Below are 15955 nucleotides of genomic sequence, written 5' to 3' on the forward strand. Positions count from 1 at the left end.
AGGAGATGATCGACAGGCTGCTGACCTGGTACAACACCGACGTCCGCATCGGCGAACTGGCGAACATCTCCAGATCCTGGACTGACGAGACAAACCATCCATGCCTGGGACTCGCCCTGGCCCGCCGCGAAGGCGCTCCTCGATACGGAATCGATCGGGCCCTCAGCAAGCACGATCCTCCCTGCTCAGGAGCACTTTCCCGCTTATCTCCACCAACAGATGATCAATCCGGCGGAAGTCCAAGGCTAGCACAACAGCAACCCCTCTGTGATCACCTACTGTCAATGCTGCGCCACGCAAGGATCCTTCGGATCGGGGAACCCTGTTACCAAATCCTGCTATGTGACTGGATTCACGCCAGGTGCGCTGGCCTGCTGAGGCTGCGTGCCGACTTGACTGCCATGATTCGAAGCTGTTTGATCTGACCTATGGTCAGATCTTCACCTCGGCGAGCTGCAGCACCCGCGTCGACGGCGAGCCTGGCGGTGTACGCATTGCGTGTAGTCCCGGCCGGCGGACTCGTGCAGGTGACACGTTGCCCTGGAGGGGCGCGCACAGTTACGGAAACAGTCATAACCGTATAGGGGAGAGGTAAACCCCCCGGGGGATGGGCGTAACTAAATGCATTCTACCAAGCCAAGCATTGGAGTGTCGTGGAAGTCCGACAGGGTGAGTTCTCCAGACTTGCAATCGAGGAAACTGGCAGCGAACCATCGGAGTGTCGCGCCCTACTTCTAGGGTACGTCCGTAAGGATGCGGCGGAGATGCTCGCCAGGCGACGGGATCAGAATGATCCGCCGATGCTGTGAGCTTTGAACAGAAAAAGCAGTCATGTGTGCGGCCGGCTTTGATTCGCTCGCCAAGTTCGCCGGAGACTAACCGCCTCGATCTTTTTATGTGAGGGATATATCGACACTTGCCGAAAGTAAGACACCCATGCTACGAGGCTCCTAGCAATCAGAACGGGAATCATGACAATCACTGTGGGAATCAATGGCTTCGGCCGTATCGGCCGTAGCTACTTCCGCGCGCTGCTCACTTCCGGTGCCGACATCCGCGTGGCCGCGGTCAACGACCTGACCAGCGCGCAGAGTCTGGCGGACCTGCTGAAGTACGACAGCGTGTACGGGCCGCTGCCGCAGCAGGTCGCGGCGGAGGGCTCATCGCTCAGGGTCGGGGACACCGTGGTCGAGGTTCTCAGTGAACGCGACCCGGCACAGCTGCCCTGGCGCCGCCTCGGAGTCGACGTTGTCATCGAGTCGACGGGCGTGTTCAACGACGCAGCAAAGGCCCGGGCGCATATTGATGCCGGCGCCTCGAAGGTGGTCGTCTCCGCTGCGGCAAAGAACGCGGATCTCACCCTCGTCATCGGTATCAACGATGACCTGTACGATCCCCAGAAGCACACGGTCGTCTCCAACGCTTCGTGTACGACGAACTGCCTGGCTCCCATGGCCCGGGTGCTCGATGACGGGCTCGGCATCGAGTGCGGCACCATGACCACGATCCACGCCTACACGCAGGATCAGAACCTGCAGGACGGCCCGCACCCCGACCCCCGGCGCGCCCGTGCGGCCAATCTCAGCACCATCCCGACCACCACCAATGCCGCCAGTGCGATCGGCCTCGTGCTCCCAAGCCTGAAGGGCAAGCTCGACGGGTACTCGGTGCGGGTTCCTGTTCCCGTCGGCTCGCTGACCGACCTGACCGTCCGGGTGGCCCGAGAGACGACGGTGGAGGAGGTCAACTCGCTGTTCCGCAAGGCGGCGGACGGTGAACTTGCACGAATCCTGCGCTACACTGCAGACCCGGTCGTTTCCGCGGATATCGTCAAGGATCCGGCGTCATGCATCTTCGACTCCCTGCTCACGCAGGTTATCGAGGGGCGCCACGTACACATCTTCGGCTGGTACGACAACGAGTGGGGATTCTCCAACCGCCTTATAGACACAACCCAGTTGGTCGGCGGCGCGACTGCATGACGGACTCCGCTGAACTGGGCAGGGAGACCACGGTGAGCCAGCTGGTGTGGCGGGTGAGGAACGCGCGCATGGCGGCGCTGTGGTGGGTGTTGAGATTGTCCCAGCACAGGATGATCGGGGCGTGCAGCTGGTGGTGCGCGGCGGCGATCAGGATGGCGTAGTAGTCTTCGGAGAAGCTACGGCGCTCACCCTTACGGCGGCCGTGGTGGGTGAGTACCCGGTAGAGCTGCCGGCGGCGTTGGCCGGGCCGGTAGCACAGATCAGAGCGGCCATCGAGAGCCGGCCTGAGCCCTCAGTGAGCTGCCGGAAAGTAACCAAGGCTCCGGCACGCTCGCGCTTTGACGGGTAGGTCGGGCGGGCCGGTGGGACCACGTGTCGTTCACAGACAAGCAGGCACGCCGCTTGTAGATCACGGAGGTGTCTTATGTCTTCGTGGTCTGGGGTGCGGCGTGCCTGTGGGCGTATTGTCGCGCGCCGCGGCCGAGGCGGTGGGAGCCGAGGCCGTGTCGCGTGCGGGGATCTGGCAACGGTTGGCGGCGGTACCGGATCATCGGTCCGCTCGCGGGCGGATCTACCCGTTACCGGTGCTGGCCGCGGTCTGGTTGTGCGCGGTGACCGCGGCCGGGCATGACCGGATCGCGGCGGTAACCGAGTGGCTGGCAGCGACGACGTGGGCTGAGCGGGTTCGGTTACGGTTGCCGTTGAGGTGCCCTTTTTCTCCCGGACAGCTGCCCCTACTAGAATTAGGGGCAGTGACGAAGCCATCATGCCGGCCGTCCCTCGGACCCCTGGCGGCGGCGCTGTCCATGCGTCGCGCGTATGTCCCAGACCAGCGGAGGCCGCTACTTTCTGCACATGACCACCTCTCACCGCCACCAGCTCACTGCCGACGTCCATCTCCTCCTGCTGGATGGCGATCAAGTCCTCTTCGGCCGTCGCCAGAACACCGGCTACGAAGACGGTGCCTACCACCTCCCGTCCGGCCACCTCGAAGCCGGCGAGTCTGTGGTTGCGGCCCTCATCCGCGAAGCCAAGGAAGAGATCGGTGTCACCATCGCGCCGGAAGCCGTCGAGTTCGCGCACGTCATGCACAACTCGTCGAGCGGCGGCCGGGCGGCCTTCTTCTTCACCGTGCGCACGTGGGCCGGCGAGCCGGACAACCGCGAGCCCGACAAGTGCAGCGAGCTGGCCTGGTTCCCGTTGGACGCCCTGCCGGACCACCTGATCGCCTACTGCCGCGCCGCCCTGGAACACATCACCGCCGGTCAGCCCTTCTCGATCTACGGCTGGTAGCCGTGGCCGAACCTCGCGGCCCGGTGGTCTGCTTCAGCTACCTGGCCGCTGCGTCGCTCTGGAACGTCGAGCGCTTCCCGCAGGCCAACCACGGGGCCGAGGTGCAGCGGTCCGAAGCCTCCATCGCGGCCGACGGCCCGATGGTCGCCGCCGTCCTGGCCGCGCTCGACATCCCGGCACTCGTGATCGGCAACGACATCGGTGACGATGCGCCAGGCGACCAGGTCAGAGCCTGGCTCCACCGGAATCGCGTGCTGACCACCGTCGAGACGGTGTCCGGCCTGGCGACGCCGCAGATCGTGATCGTGGCGGACGAGGACGGCACGCGCACCTGGTTCCCGTACCTACAAGGTGTCGCCGAGGCCCTGACCGCCGTCGACCTTGTACGGCTGACCGGAGCCTCCTACGCCTACGTCGACTGCTACGAGGTGATCGAACCGGCCGCGATCCGGGCCATCCAGGCCACGCGGACGGCCGGCGTGCCGCTGCTGGTCAACCTCGGCGGGTCGGTCCTCACGCCGATGGTGGCGTCCGTCCTCCGGGACTGCCCGCATCTGATCATCCAGACCAACGTCGACGACGACGCGCACGAAACTGCCCCGGCCGTAGCCGCCACCCTGCTCGGCCAGACCGGAGCTTCGTGGGTGGTAGTCACCGCCGGGGCGGCCGGGGCGTGCGCCGTAGGAACGGATGTCACTGTTTCCGTGCCGGCCGTCCCGGTCACGGTGCGCCACACCCACTACGCGGGCGCGGCGTTCTCCGGTGGGCTGCTCTACGGCCTGCTCCACGACTGGCCGATGCGGGACAGCTTGGCCCTGGCCTCGGCCAGTGGTGGGCTCCGGTGTGCGCGAGCCCACCACGAACCGCTACCGCATCTCGCGGAACTGCTGGCGTGCGGTGAATCGCTGGGTCAGCTACCGGCGGCCGTCCGCTGGAAGAGATCCCACTCCCGCAGCAACCCCGTCAGCTCGTCCAGCCGCTCCCTGGTCATCCGCTTGCGGGCCGCATCGCCGGCCGTCTCCTGCTCGGCCCCGTACTGCCACCAGTGCTCGCCGGTTCCTCGGTCCATGACCAGGAAGCGCTCCTTCACGGCCGGCCCGCGGATGACCAGGGACACCGTGTATGGCTCGGCCACCACGGCGTGCACCATGCTGTGGTGCAGGGCGTAGCTGTCGCCCACCTGCTCCTGCCGGACTTGGAGCGCTGCCAGGGAGCCCGGCTCCGGTTCGGCGTCCACGTCGAGGTCGCCGAAGAGGTAGTGCCGGTACTCCCCGCGCACGATGCGGCTGGCGTACGACCAGCGGTGGTTGTGCGGCCGGTCGAAGTAGCCGGGCAGGAAGACATGCAGCCGCACCCGGATGCCGGCGTCGTCCTGGTACAGCACGATCTTGTCCAGGATGTCGTAGTGCTCGCACAAGGCCAGGAGTTCCGGCCGGTTCGGTAGTTCGAGGAGCGCGGCCCGGATCAGGTCCGGGTCGTCGGCCAACTGGGTGAGCGCCTTGCGGGTGGCGTGCTCCACGGCGTCGATGCCGTTCCAGTCCAGCCCGCACAGCGGCTCGATGACGTGTTCCATCTCGGTCTCCTCCTCAGTCTTCGGGCTTGGCGCTGGACTTCCACAGCCGGCACACCGGCACGATGTCCTCCTCAGCGGCGCAGGACAACCCGCCCATGACGAGCTCCTCGGCCGGGCAGCCGCCCTGGCAGGCCGACGCCTTGCAGTCGCCGCAGGCGCTCGTGACCAGCGGCTTGGTGAACAGGTCGAACTCGTTGTCACCGCGGTTCAGCACCACCTGGCCGTCCTGCATCCGGGCGAAGTACAGGTCGGTGTCGAAGAGGTAGGAGCAGACGTAGCACCTGCCGTCGGGAAAGATCGAGATCCGGTCCAGCGTCCGGCCGATGCACCCCTGGTATCCCTCGGCGGCGTAGCGGGCCATCTGGTCGCGGCGGGCGTACGTCGGCTGGTACCAGACCCGCGCCCGGTAGGCCGGCGCGATGTCGTTCAGGTCGTCGCAAAACGCCACCCACTCCGCGGGTCCGATGGCCATGTCGGCGTTGCCGTGCCCCACGCCGATCGTCGAGAAGACGTGGAACTTCACCAGGGACACGCCGATCTCGTCGGCGAGGTCCAGCAGCTTCAGGGCGTCGGGCTTGTTGGCCTGGTTGACGGTGCAGATGATCCGGGTGTCGAAGCCGCGGCCGGTCAGTTCGGCCGTCGTCTCCAGCGCGGTGGCGAAGGTGTCCGTACCGCGTACCCGGTCGTGGGTCTCGGCGCTGCCGCCGTCGAGGCTGACCTGGACGTAGGCGAAGTCCTCCGGTTCGAGCTGGCGGAACTTCCGGGCCGCCGGCTTCTGGGCGTTGGTTGTCGTGATGACGTCCTCGTAGCCGAGTTGCCGCCCGAGGCGGATGGCGTCCACGTAGTTGGGGTGCAGCGTCGGTTCGCCGCCGAGGATGGTCAGCTTGCTGCCGCCCATCCGGCGCCACGTGGCAAGGGTGTCCCGGATCTGCGGCAGGGTCAGCTTGAGCGCCCGATCCAGCCGTTCGCCCATGTAGCAGTGCTCGCACCGGAGCTGGCATGCCTCGGTGATATAGAGGTAGACGTTGCGGAACCGGCCGTAGGCGATGCGCTCGATCCGGTCGGGGGCGGGCATGCCGGCCCGGCGCGGCATCCGGGCGTGGCCGTAGTCGTCATCCCTCCGCAGGCGCGGTGGATCAAGGTGGACGGTCGTCACGGAGTGCTCCCTCTCGTCAGTAGGGCGGTCACGTCCTCGAAGATCCGGTCTGCGCTGGTGCCGCCGTCGAGCCGGACGACGTCCACGCCGGCCTCGCTGAACGCCTGGCAGATTCCGGCGGCCGTCTGCTGGTAGCGCTGCACACGGGCACGCAACAGCCGGGGTGCGTCACCACGCCGGGGGTGCAGAATGCCGCCGCAGCGGGCACAGCGCTGGGCATCATCGGCACTGGGAACCGCCGGCAACCGGGGGTCGCGGATCGGGTCGCGTTCGCAGCGGTGGCAGACCCGGCGGTGAAAGGCCCGCCGGTAGAGCGTCATGGTGTCCGTCGCCAGTTCCACGGCCCGGACGACACAGCCCGGTGCGTGCTGCTCCAACACGGTGAGGAAGAACCGCACCTGGGCGCCGGTACCAGGGAAGTTGTCGAAGAACACGGTGTGTGCCGCACCGGCCTGCACCGTGGCCTCGATGTAGCTGCGCAACGCCGTGACCACGGTGAAGTCGTCGATCCAGCCGAGGCGTTCGGCGCTGGTGGCCGTGGCCGCCAGGATGGTCTCCGGCACGTGCTCCCGCAGCCGGAAGACGGCCCGGCCCGGCATCTGGCCGAGGGTCGCGGTCAGCGTCGTTTTGCCGGCCGCCGGCGGGCCGAAGACAGGTACGGCCAACGCGAGGGTCATGACAACCCCTTTTCACGCGATGACGCCGCAGCGGGCCGCCAGCCTGGCTGGTAGGCGTGTCCCTGCTGTGGCATCGCTGCTGACTGCGGGTTGGTGGAGCAGGACGGATCAAGCGTCAGTTCCTGGGAGCACGCCGGCCACGCCGCCGGACGGTGCCCGGCATACGCGGGACGCATAGACCCAGCTACGGCGGGTGTTACGGTCGTTCTGCTGATCTCGCAACCACCCAAGGGGAGGGCGGCCGGGCATGACGACCGCGCAGCAGCTTCGGCACTGCTCCCGCTGCGGCCACCGGCTCGCCGCCGACAACCCCTTCCCGATGTGCAGCCCCTGTCAGAGCGCCAGTGTGGAGGCACACGCTCGGCCGCCGGCCGTCCGGCCGGAGTTCTGGCGCCTCGACCAGATGCGCGACGCCCTGGCCACCTGGCATATGGGCCGGGTGATCTTCGCTTATCGCCACCACCCGTACCACCGGCAGATGCTGTCCCAAGAGCTGGTCGGTACCTGGCTCGGGCTGACGCAGGCCCAGCTCAGCCGTATCGAGAACGGCCGCGCGCCCGAAGAACTCAGCAAGCTCATCCGTTACAGCCAGATCCTCGGCATCCCGGCCGAGCTGCTGTGGTTTGACCTGCCCGGCGAACCGCGTGTGCGGCCACCGGCTGAAGCCAGACCGTCGATCCTGCTGCCGGTCGTGGTGGGCGGTCGGGAAGTTGTGGTGCCCATTGACGCCGAAGCCGCCGAATCGGCCGGACTGGAGACCCTGATCGCCAGCACGAGCCGCGCCGGCTCGCCGCAGCGCCAAGCCGCCCACCTCCTACCCTTCGCGAGCGTGGACGAGCTGCGGCGCATGGCCGCCGCGCTGGAGGACGCCCGCCGCTACCTGGACGGCTCGGTCGTCGGCTTCTTCGCCCGGCAGTTCGAGCGCTGCAAGGCCGACGACGGGGAAGCAGGCCCACTGCGGGTCTTACCGCTGGTGCTCGGCGTCCTTGGTGCGATCCAGCACCATGCCCATGACGTCCGCCCCCAAGTTCGGCGGGAGCTTCTGGCGGTCGGCGCAGACGGCGCGGAGTTCGCCGGCTGGCTGTACCGTGATCTCCACGACCCCGGCTCGGCCGCCTACTGGTACGACCGGGCGATGGAGTGGGCGCAGGAAGCCCAGGACGTCCCGATGCAGGCATACGTGCTGGTCAAGAAGTCACAGATGGCCTACGACGGCCGCGAACTGGCCCGCATGCTGAACCTGGCCGAAGCCGCCGGCCGGGCCTGCACGACGGCGCCGCCCGCAGTCCGGGCCGAGCAGTTGCAGCAGGAGGCGCTGGCCCTGGCCACCCAAGGCGAGTCGTTGGTCATCATCGAGCGCAAGCTGGAAGCTGCGCATCGGGCGCTGAACACTGGCGGTGACGCCGGAACTCACTTCACTGCCATCACGCTTCAGCTACGCGCCGCTGCCGTTTACACCGAAGCCAGTGTGCCCGACCGGGCCGCCGGGATCTTCGCCGACATCCTGGCTACAGACACCTTGTCGCGGCGGGATACGGGGTTGTTCAGTGCCCGGCGGGCAGCCGCCCTGGCCCTGAGCGGTCACCCCGACGAGGCCGCCGCTGTGGCTCTGGACGCCTTGCAGATCGCACGGGCCACCAACTCCGGACGTACCTCGGTCATCCTGGCGGACGTGGCGCAGAGCCTGACGCCGTGGCGGTCACGGCCGGGGCCGCGGGAGTTTCGGGAGGCAATGGGGGCGTAACGAGGCGCGCACGTCCCACTACCTGGGCGAGTTCGGTGGATGACTTCTGGTCAACAGCGCATACGGGCTGAATTCGAAGGATGCGGTGCACTAGCTCGCTTCATCAACGGACAACCAACCTGGCTATTGCTCGCATAGCGAAGCGGATCCGACACTCAGCGCATGGCCGGGTTTAGGTGTGGAGAGACCACCAAGCGTGGCACGAGTTGCAGAAATCGCGTCAAGGAGGCCGGACAGCCCTGTTGGTGTCACCCTTCGGGGTCAGTGGGTCAGGCTGGTGCGCGTCGCAGCACGACACGCATACCAACGGCGCATCGCCCAAGAGCCGCATCATCAGCGCCACGCCGCGTGGCTCCGTCGCCTCCGAGCCGTGAGGCACTTCGGGTGAGCTCCGCCGCCGAGACGGGCATCAGCCTGATCGCCGGCTCCAGTCCTCGGGAAGTCGTCATTGGGCGCGCGACCGAATACGTGAGCGACCAGACGTGGCAGCGGCTCACTCGTAGCTGGTCAGGACGCCGGTGCAGTGCCCTTGCCAAGCTGGCGCGGACCATCCTGGATGCGCAGGATCGGCTCCGCGAAGGGCTGGCTGAGGTCACTGACCGGACGCTTGAGCTGCTCAATCGGTCCTCGATCGAGCGGCAGTTCGCGGCAGAGCTGGTGAGGCGGCTACCGCTGCCGACGGTCGGCGAGAACTTGATCGCTACCGCCCGAGGGCTCCAGGTGACCGGCATCGTCGTTTGCGTGGCAGAAAGCCGGCCGCTGACGGAGTGCGCATGCTTCACCGACGTCATGCGCGTGGAGGGCCAGGACAAGGTCAAGTCCTTGATCACGGCCGGGATGGCGGACTGGGCGGGGTTGGGGACGATCGACACCCGCTGAGTGCCGTCGTCGTCCTGCTATCGAACCACACTAGGCCCGCGTACCGCCCATACCTCGGGTGCATAGCCCCATTCCCCCTCCGCGGTCACCGTTGCCACAGACGTCCCGGGCCGGGTCGAGCCGACTCCCCGGTCCGGGACGTCGCCACCTCGACGGGCTGGAGGAATGGGATGTCCATGACCACGTTCGGCTACATCCGGCTGGAAGACGACGACGAAGCCGAGGAAGACCGCCTCCACGACCTCCTCGTAGCCCATGCCGCGACCGAGGGACTGGCCTTGGCCGACGTCTACGTGGACCGGCACACGCCGCCGGCCCGCATCGTGTGCCCCGGACTGACCGAGCTGCTGGCGAGGCTTCAGCGCACCGAGGGAAGCGGCGTTCTGGTCGCCACGGCGGATCATCTCTCCACCCACCCGCCGGTGTGCGAGGCCATCGAGGTGGAGATCGGTAACGCTGGCGGCACGGTGCTCGTGGTGGAAGCCTCCGATGCCTCTTCCACTGGTTCGCGGACGTGAACAGCGCGATGACCACGGTTGATCGGGAGACGGCCGCCGTGGTGCCGACACATGTGGTGCGGCAGTTCGAGGCGGATCACGCGGCACCGGGCCTCGCGCGGCGGCATGTCACGGCGGTCTTGGAGGCGTGGGATCTGGCGGACTTGATCGATACGGCGGTCCTGCTTGCGTCCGAGTTGGTGACGAACGCCTGCCGCGCTTCGACTGGCCGGGCGGCCGTCATAGCCACCCGCATGACGCACACCGCCGCGGATCTGATCATCGAAGTCTGGGATGCCGATGCTTCGGCGCCCGTCCGCCGAGAGCCGGCCCTCGACGCCGAGGGCGGACGCGGCCTCCTCCTGGTGTCAGCCCTGAGCAGCCGCTGGGCCTTCTACCGTCCGGCCACCGGGGGCAAGGTCGTGTGGTCCAGCCTCGCCGTGCCGATACTTCCGGCGGCTGCCACTTCGTCTGCTTCCGAACTGCCTCGTCGGCGAGCACCCGCCGGCCCGCCAGCGCCGATCGAGATCTTCGACGATCTGGCTGTGCTGCAACGGGTCGCCGATGGCCTGCGGGCGCTGGGCTGGAACCTCCCGCCCGGTGATCCGCTCCGGTCGGAGCTGCCAGGCTGTAGCTCTGGTCAAGGCTGACCGTTCGCCAGAGGATGGCCGTGGCCGACCCCCCGCGACGCCAGAAGGAGTGCCATGCCCGTGCACGAGACCGTGACCTCGCTCCGCACGCTCGACGGGTTGCACCTCGCGGCGACCCTGGTGACGCCGGACGTGACCCCCGGACGCGCCGCGGTCCTGGTCCACGGTGGTGGCGTTACCCGCGAGGAGGGCGGCTTCTTCACCCGCTTGGCGGCCGGGTTGGCCGAGGCTGGCGTGGCATCACTGCGCTTCGACCTCCGCGGGCACGGGGAGAGCGAGGGGCGGCAGGAGGAGCTGACGCTGTCGTCCATCCTCAACGACATCCGGGTGGCCCTGGCCGGCGTCCGGGAAGCCACCGGAGCCAGCCACGTGAGCCTGCTCGGCGCGAGCTTCGGCGGCGGCATCTGCGGCTACTACGCGGCGAAGCGGCCGGCGGACGTTTCCCGGCTGGTGCTGCTTAACCCGCAGTTCAACTACAAGTGGCGCACGATTGACAGCCGGCCGTACTGGCACGACGACCACATCGACGACGAGGCCGCCCGGACGCTGGACGAGCAGGGCGCGATCACCTTCACGCCGACCCTCAAGCACGGCCGACCGATCCTCAACGAGGTCTTCTGGCTGCGGCCGGACGAGGCCATCTCGGAGATCGCCGCTCCCACGCTGCTCGTGCACGGCACGAAGGACACGTTGGTGCCCATCGAGTCGACGTACGCCGCCATGAAGAAGTTCACGGCCGAGCATCGGTTGGTGGAGGTCGAAGGCTCCCAGCACGGCTTCGCTGTTCACGACGATCCCCAGTACCTCCAGCCCCAGAGCCAGGAGTGGCAGGCGTTCGTGATCCGGACCGTAGCCGAATGGGTGACGCCCGCAGGTGCATAGGGTCGCCGATGGCGACCCCCTGGACTCCCTCAGTGTACGAGGGTCTATGATCACATACCGGTGGCAGCGCTCTGTCCGAGGAGCGTCTGCCGTATCGGGGGTATTGTGGGCGCCTTGGAATTTGCTTCTCGCGTGATCTCTTCACTGGCTTGGCCTTTCGCGGTCTGCGTTATCGCGTTGGCGATCCGCCGGCCTTTGATTCGACTGCTACCCAGGCTGTCAAACTTGAAGTATAAGGACCTAGAACTCGCCTTCCGTCAAGAATTGTCGAAAATTGACGAACAAGCACAGGCCGCGAACCCTGAACCCACCGTTGAGGGTGAGAGTAAATCCCCCGATCTTCTGGCTGAGGTCAGCGCCGTCGCCGAGGTCTCACCGGCTGCGGCTATTCCGCTAGCGTGGACAATTCTTGAGCGAGAGGTCACTTCCGCGCTGGAAAGATTGGGCATTCAGCCCGACAGGCGTACGATATTCGGCAATATTAGATCTTTGGAGCGCGCAGGGGTGATCAACCAGGACACGTTCCAGGTCCTCGATCGTTTGCGTAACCTGCGAAATGAAGTGGTTCACCCACGCGAGCCAGTGCGTTTGAGTACCACGGCCGCCCAGGAGTATGCGCGATTGACAGCTGATATGATCAACGTCCTGCGCCGAATACCGCCAACAACTGGCGCCGCATAACATTACGCGACTCTCCTGCTTCCGATCCCGCGCTCAGTAGTGCCAGACAGTCTGGAATCTGAGCAGTCCCTGCCGATGCGGCTCAGCTATGCGAAGCCTTGCGACATCCAACGCCAGGGAAATCCCCCGCCTGGCACCCGATCGGCCGGAGCCGTGTGTCGATCGACGAACACGTCGGCCAGTGCCAGGCCTTCAGCTGCCACATGGCTGCATAGCTGATCGCGCAGGTGATTTTCCTCGGCCTAGTCGTCCCCGCCCAAATGAATGTAGCCGTACACGGTCCCGAGCATCTGCCCCCGGCCCTGTTCCGACGGGTGATGCCCGGAGCGAAGAGTGGACTCGACCCGGCCCGGACCGCCCCTATCCACGTGAGGGATGAGCGCCACACCGCTTACGATCAGGTGCTTCGGAGGTTGCGATACGTTATTGGTTTGCACTTCCGGTCTCCAGGGAAGATGATCCTTGCTAGGTCGGCGGGCGACTTACTGCTGGTCAGCAAATACAGTGGAGTCCATGCAAGCCATAAGGTCGGTATCGATGCCGGCTTTCTTGAAGATCAGGAGCGCCAGGTGGCTGTGCGGCGTGCTTCGTTGGTATCGGGAGTTGCGGCCTCGCTGGCGTTCGCAACCACACTGGTGACCAGCACCGCTTCTCCGGCGGCTGCGTCCACCGGTCTGGTGTACACGGCAGTCGATGCTGATGGCGGCGTCTACTACCGCACCGGCCCGCGCTGGGACACCCCTAACAACAAGCCCGGGGTCGGCATTTTCACGGGCGACAGTATCGAACTCATCTGCGGTCAGTGGGGCGGCCCGGCTGGCCCGAACAATAACACGTGGTGGCACTACGTCCGCAATCTCAGTCGGCCGGATATTGGTAATGGCTGGGTGAGTGACCACAACCTCAATACGCCCAATGTAGCAGGGAATAAGACGCCTGGAGAGCCGGCGTGCTACGACCCGGGAGCCGCTGTTCAGTGGGCGCTTCTGCATGCGTATGACCCGCAACCTTTCGACGCAGCGTGTTCGTTCTTTGTCAGTGGCGCCCTTTGGTCTGGGGGTCTTTCTAAGACGGATTAGTGGACTGATGAGGGTGATGGGCATGGGTTCCTGAACCATCGGCCGGGAACAGCTGCTGCTACATCGGTCGAGCTCGTTTCATATCTGAAGAAGACCTACAATACTTCCTGGACTGATATTACGGCGAATTTGGCTTCGAACCGCGTTCCCCAAGCTCAACCCGGCGATATCATCGCCTATGACTGGGAAGGCGACTGGGATGGGAAGGGTGTTAATGGGCTCGATCACCTTGCACTCGTTGTAGGGATTAAGTCCGGCCAGTATCCCGAGGTCGCGGAATGGGAAACGGTGAACGCCAGTATTCCCGGAACGCATCCGGTGAACTCCTATCTCAAGCGAGGCTGGACTTGGTCCGAGAAGGATCATAGGTGGCTTCAGCTCGAGCACCCGAATATGCGTGTCTACCTGCTGCAAATCCACAACTAGCAGGAACTCTACGTGGCGGGCGGGACGGGCCTAGTACTTTACGACAGCCCGCCCCGTTCGTTATAATTGGCCGACATGAAAGACCGATTATCTGCCGGCTGGTTGCGCTGGCCAACAATACTGGGCACAGTGCTGCTTACGGCGACAGTCTGGTGGTTTTTTATCACCTGGTCGTCTAGGGCGAATGATGCGGCGGCAGCGAAGCCTGGTGTAGTAACATTCTCAAACTACTTCCGCTCAAATCCCTACTGCCTGGTTGATCCGACATGCGTCAATCCGCTTGTGACTGCCAACAGCGTGAATGGCGGATTTGCCCGTAGCGAATTCGCAGGAGAGCGGACATTAGGTCGGCTGGCCTGGGCCCCGAATTACTTCATATTTCTGACGTTGCTGGCAAGTGCGGCCGCGGCGGCTTCTCAGTTTTTGAAGGCTGAATCTTCCGCACGGGCTTTGCTGATGAAAATACTCATCTCCTGGAACGTGCTTGAGCATGCGCGCTGGTTCCTGTCGGTGGCCGCATCACTGCATTCCTCAACCCAGGAGATTGCCGTTCCTCTCGCCTTTCTTGTGCTGGCGCTGATCTCCACAGGGGCGATAGTCGGCATTGCTCGTTTCGTATCGCGGGAACGGCGCACGGGCAGCGGTCATAAAGCTCTACGGGTGTAGCGGTAGTTGGGCTGATCAGCCTTGGTCAGGTGACCGGTGCCCGCAGCTCTCGCACAAGCTCCGCCGGATCGATCTTCAGCGCCTCGGCCAGCTTCAGGATGTTGTGCAGCGAGATGTTCCGCTTGCCCCGCTCGACCTGGCCGACGAACGTCCAGTGCAGCCCACAGTCATCCGCCAGTTGCTCCTGGCTCTTGCCCAGCTCATGCCGCCGGGCGCGCACCCGTTCCCCGAACACCTGGGTGGCTGCGGACAGCGGAGGGGTCGCCATGACGACCCCAACCCCATATGTCTAGCGCCTCTGCGCCCAGAGAACATACATCCCATGCATATACGTCCCATGACTTCGCGCCTAGTCTGAGTGTGATCCGGCGTCCGGCCGGCGAGACTTGCGGGAGGTGATGATGATGGCGACTCGCGTGCGCGCCCGTGGCGGCGACGGCGGAGGCGGCGGGGGTACCGGCGGCTGAGGCACTCTCTGTCCGTCGTCCACGGCGCGGCATCTCCGTCTCCTCGGGGGTGCCGCGCCGTCCACGTTTCTGAGCAAGATCAGCAACGTGCTACACTGATCTTGTACCTATGTCGCCGCTCCAACGCCTCTACCGCACCAAGCTGACCCTCCTGGCCGTGATCCTCACGGCTCTCGGCGTCCTGCTCTTGGTGCTCGGCCAGCACGATGATCTGGCGACCGTCGCCCCATGGCTGGCCTGGTTGCCGCTCTCCGAACTCGGCTCGACCCTCTTCGGCAGCGGCCTGATCGTCGTGGCCTTTCAGTACATCGACGAACGGGATGCAGAAGAGCGGGCCAACGAACGTCTCCGGAAGGTGCTCAAGGAGGAGGCGCCAGCCATCCGCGACGCCGTGATCGACGGCTTCGCCTTCGCTCCGGATGCCTTGGTGGACGTGGCCTCTCCGGAGACCCTTGACCGGGTGGTTCGCAACACCCTGGCCATCCAGCTCGGCAACCAAGCCTTGGCCGATGATCTCTACTCCGACCTTCGTCACCAGGTCACAGCATCCACTGAGCGCCGCCAGGATATGCGGGTCACCGTCAACCTCGCGCCGTGGCCCAAGGGGCCGGCGTCCGGCGAGGGCAGCATGTTCGTGGCGACCATCCGCAGGGAGTACCGCGTCACGCTGACCGAGGCAACCCGCCGCTTCGCCTGTACCTCCGACCCGGACGAGTACCGCAAGCTGCTCCTCGACCCTACGAACGCCGAAGCCTGGTACTTCGAGCCGGTTGCCGGCATCGACGCTGCCTCACCCGACGCCTTCGAGCTGCTTCAGTTCACTGTGGACGGTCGGCCGCGGCCGACCCGCCGGAGCAAACGCTCCGGCGGTCAGTCCTTCACCGTGACCTTGGACGTCGAGCCCGGCTCCCCACGTGAAGTGAAGATCGTCTACACCTACCGTGTCCTGGTCCAGCAGCACGGCCACCTGCTCTACCTGGACTTCGGCGCACCCTGCAAGGGCGTCGATGTCGACTTCAGCTACGGAGGCTGTGGCATCCGGCACGTGAACGTCCTGGACTTCATCGCTGGCTCCCAGCCCACGCGCGTGTCCCGGAGCCCGGAGGGCGTCGCTCCTCCCACGGTCGGCGTCCGCTACGACGGCTGGGTATTCCCGAAGAGCGGGGTGGCGTTCTCCTGGGTGCTTGATCGGGAGCTTGGATCGTTATAGCGAACTCGATAACGTAGTCGGGAAAGGCTGTCCAGTCGATTACTATTGATCTAGGTAGCCTCCCGCTCGTAATAGCAGTTCGGCCCTCAGTGA

16 protein-coding genes and 2 pseudogenes are annotated in these 15955 nt (G+C 65.6%); 13 read left to right on the forward strand and 5 right to left on the reverse strand.

The window, feature by feature from the left end; all coding sequences use genetic code 11:
- The first annotated feature begins 983 nt into the window (after positions 1-983).
- The 3 genes and pseudogenes from gap to AC08OO_RS10105 all read left to right on the forward strand — a co-directional run bounded on the left by gap (position 984) and on the right by AC08OO_RS10105 (position 3275).
- Complete coding sequence (gene gap / locus AC08OO_RS10095) at positions 984-1982, forward strand: type I glyceraldehyde-3-phosphate dehydrogenase (protein ID WP_476609676.1); 999 nt, start codon at positions 984-986, stop codon at positions 1980-1982.
- A 503-nt stretch (positions 1983-2485) separates the two neighbouring features.
- Positions 2486-2674: pseudogene (locus tag AC08OO_RS10100) on the forward strand (transposase family protein); the annotation flags it as partial.
- Positions 2675-2837: 163 nt separating this feature from the next.
- Positions 2838-3275 (forward strand): NUDIX hydrolase, encoded by a 438-nt coding sequence (locus tag AC08OO_RS10105; RefSeq protein ID WP_476609674.1) that lies wholly within the window; start codon positions 2838-2840, stop codon positions 3273-3275.
- On the opposite strand, the gene AC08OO_RS10110 is transcribed toward AC08OO_RS10105, so the two are convergent.
- Positions 3263-3517 carry a hypothetical protein gene (locus AC08OO_RS10110; RefSeq protein WP_476609673.1) on the reverse strand — a complete coding sequence of 85 codons (255 nt, stop codon included), beginning with the start codon at positions 3515-3517 and terminating at the stop codon, positions 3263-3265. The genes AC08OO_RS10105 and AC08OO_RS10110 overlap by 13 nt on opposite strands.
- On the opposite strand from AC08OO_RS10110, the pseudogene AC08OO_RS10115 reads away from it, so the two are divergent.
- Positions 3479-4063 (forward strand): annotated as a pseudogene (locus AC08OO_RS10115) (carbohydrate kinase family protein); the annotation flags it as partial. The gene AC08OO_RS10110 and the pseudogene AC08OO_RS10115 overlap by 39 nt on opposite strands.
- Positions 4064-4185: 122 nt before the next feature.
- On the opposite strand, the gene AC08OO_RS10120 reads toward AC08OO_RS10115, so the two are convergent.
- The 3 genes from AC08OO_RS10120 to AC08OO_RS10130 are packed head-to-tail and all read right to left on the reverse strand — an operon-like array spanning position 4186 to position 6681.
- A complete protein-coding gene (locus tag AC08OO_RS10120) occupies positions 4186-4848 on the reverse strand; it encodes a hypothetical protein (RefSeq protein WP_476609672.1) in 663 nt (220 codons plus the stop codon).
- A 13-nt stretch (positions 4849-4861) separates the two neighbouring features.
- Positions 4862-6004 carry a radical SAM protein gene (locus AC08OO_RS10125; protein WP_476609671.1) on the reverse strand — a complete coding sequence of 381 codons (1143 nt, stop codon included), beginning with the start codon at positions 6002-6004 and terminating at the stop codon, positions 4862-4864.
- Positions 6001-6681: an adenylate kinase family protein gene (locus tag AC08OO_RS10130; RefSeq protein ID WP_476609670.1), complete on the reverse strand. Its 681-nt coding sequence runs from the start codon at positions 6679-6681 to the stop codon at positions 6001-6003. The genes AC08OO_RS10125 and AC08OO_RS10130 overlap by 4 nt, the downstream gene beginning before the upstream one ends.
- Positions 6682-7084: 403 nt before the next feature.
- Between AC08OO_RS10130 and AC08OO_RS10135 the strand changes: the two genes are divergently transcribed.
- The 8 genes from AC08OO_RS10135 to AC08OO_RS10170 all read left to right on the forward strand — a co-directional run bounded on the left by AC08OO_RS10135 (position 7085) and on the right by AC08OO_RS10170 (position 14185).
- Positions 7085-8425 carry a helix-turn-helix transcriptional regulator gene (locus tag AC08OO_RS10135; protein ID WP_476609669.1) on the forward strand — a complete coding sequence of 447 codons (1341 nt, stop codon included), beginning with the start codon at positions 7085-7087 and terminating at the stop codon, positions 8423-8425.
- Positions 8426-8809: 384 nt separating this feature from the next.
- Complete coding sequence (locus tag AC08OO_RS10140; protein WP_476609668.1) at positions 8810-9304, forward strand: hypothetical protein; 495 nt, start codon at positions 8810-8812, stop codon at positions 9302-9304.
- 170 nt (positions 9305-9474) lie between these two features.
- Complete coding sequence (locus AC08OO_RS10145) at positions 9475-9822, forward strand: recombinase family protein (protein WP_476618443.1); 348 nt, start codon at positions 9475-9477, stop codon at positions 9820-9822.
- Between the two features lie 8 nt (positions 9823-9830).
- Positions 9831-10451: an ATP-binding protein gene (locus tag AC08OO_RS10150; RefSeq protein WP_476609666.1), complete on the forward strand. Its 621-nt coding sequence runs from the start codon at positions 9831-9833 to the stop codon at positions 10449-10451.
- Positions 10452-10505: 54 nt separating this feature from the next.
- Positions 10506-11333: an alpha/beta hydrolase gene (locus AC08OO_RS10155; protein WP_476609665.1), complete on the forward strand. Its 828-nt coding sequence runs from the start codon at positions 10506-10508 to the stop codon at positions 11331-11333.
- 225 nt (positions 11334-11558) lie between these two features.
- Positions 11559-12014 (forward strand): DUF4145 domain-containing protein, encoded by a 456-nt coding sequence (locus AC08OO_RS10160; RefSeq protein ID WP_476609664.1) that lies wholly within the window; start codon positions 11559-11561, stop codon positions 12012-12014.
- Positions 12015-12469: 455 nt separating this feature from the next.
- Positions 12470-13093 (forward strand): hypothetical protein, encoded by a 624-nt coding sequence (locus AC08OO_RS10165; RefSeq protein ID WP_476609663.1) that lies wholly within the window; start codon positions 12470-12472, stop codon positions 13091-13093.
- A gap of 555 nt (positions 13094-13648) precedes the next feature.
- A complete protein-coding gene (locus AC08OO_RS10170; protein WP_476618444.1) occupies positions 13649-14185 on the forward strand; it encodes a hypothetical protein in 537 nt (178 codons plus the stop codon).
- 25 nt (positions 14186-14210) lie between these two features.
- Here the strand turns inward: AC08OO_RS10170 and AC08OO_RS10175 are convergent, their stop codons facing one another.
- The gene (locus AC08OO_RS10175; RefSeq protein WP_476609661.1) at positions 14211-14453 is read right to left on the reverse strand and encodes a helix-turn-helix domain-containing protein; all 243 of its coding nucleotides are present in this window, start codon (positions 14451-14453) and stop codon (positions 14211-14213) included.
- 308 nt (positions 14454-14761) lie between these two features.
- Between AC08OO_RS10175 and AC08OO_RS10180 the strand changes: the two genes are divergently transcribed.
- The gene (locus AC08OO_RS10180) at positions 14762-15862 is read left to right on the forward strand and encodes a hypothetical protein (protein ID WP_476609660.1); all 1101 of its coding nucleotides are present in this window, start codon (positions 14762-14764) and stop codon (positions 15860-15862) included.
- Positions 15863-15955: the final 93 nt, after the last annotated feature.

The organism is Frankia sp. CeCAU1, assembly GCF_977971845.1.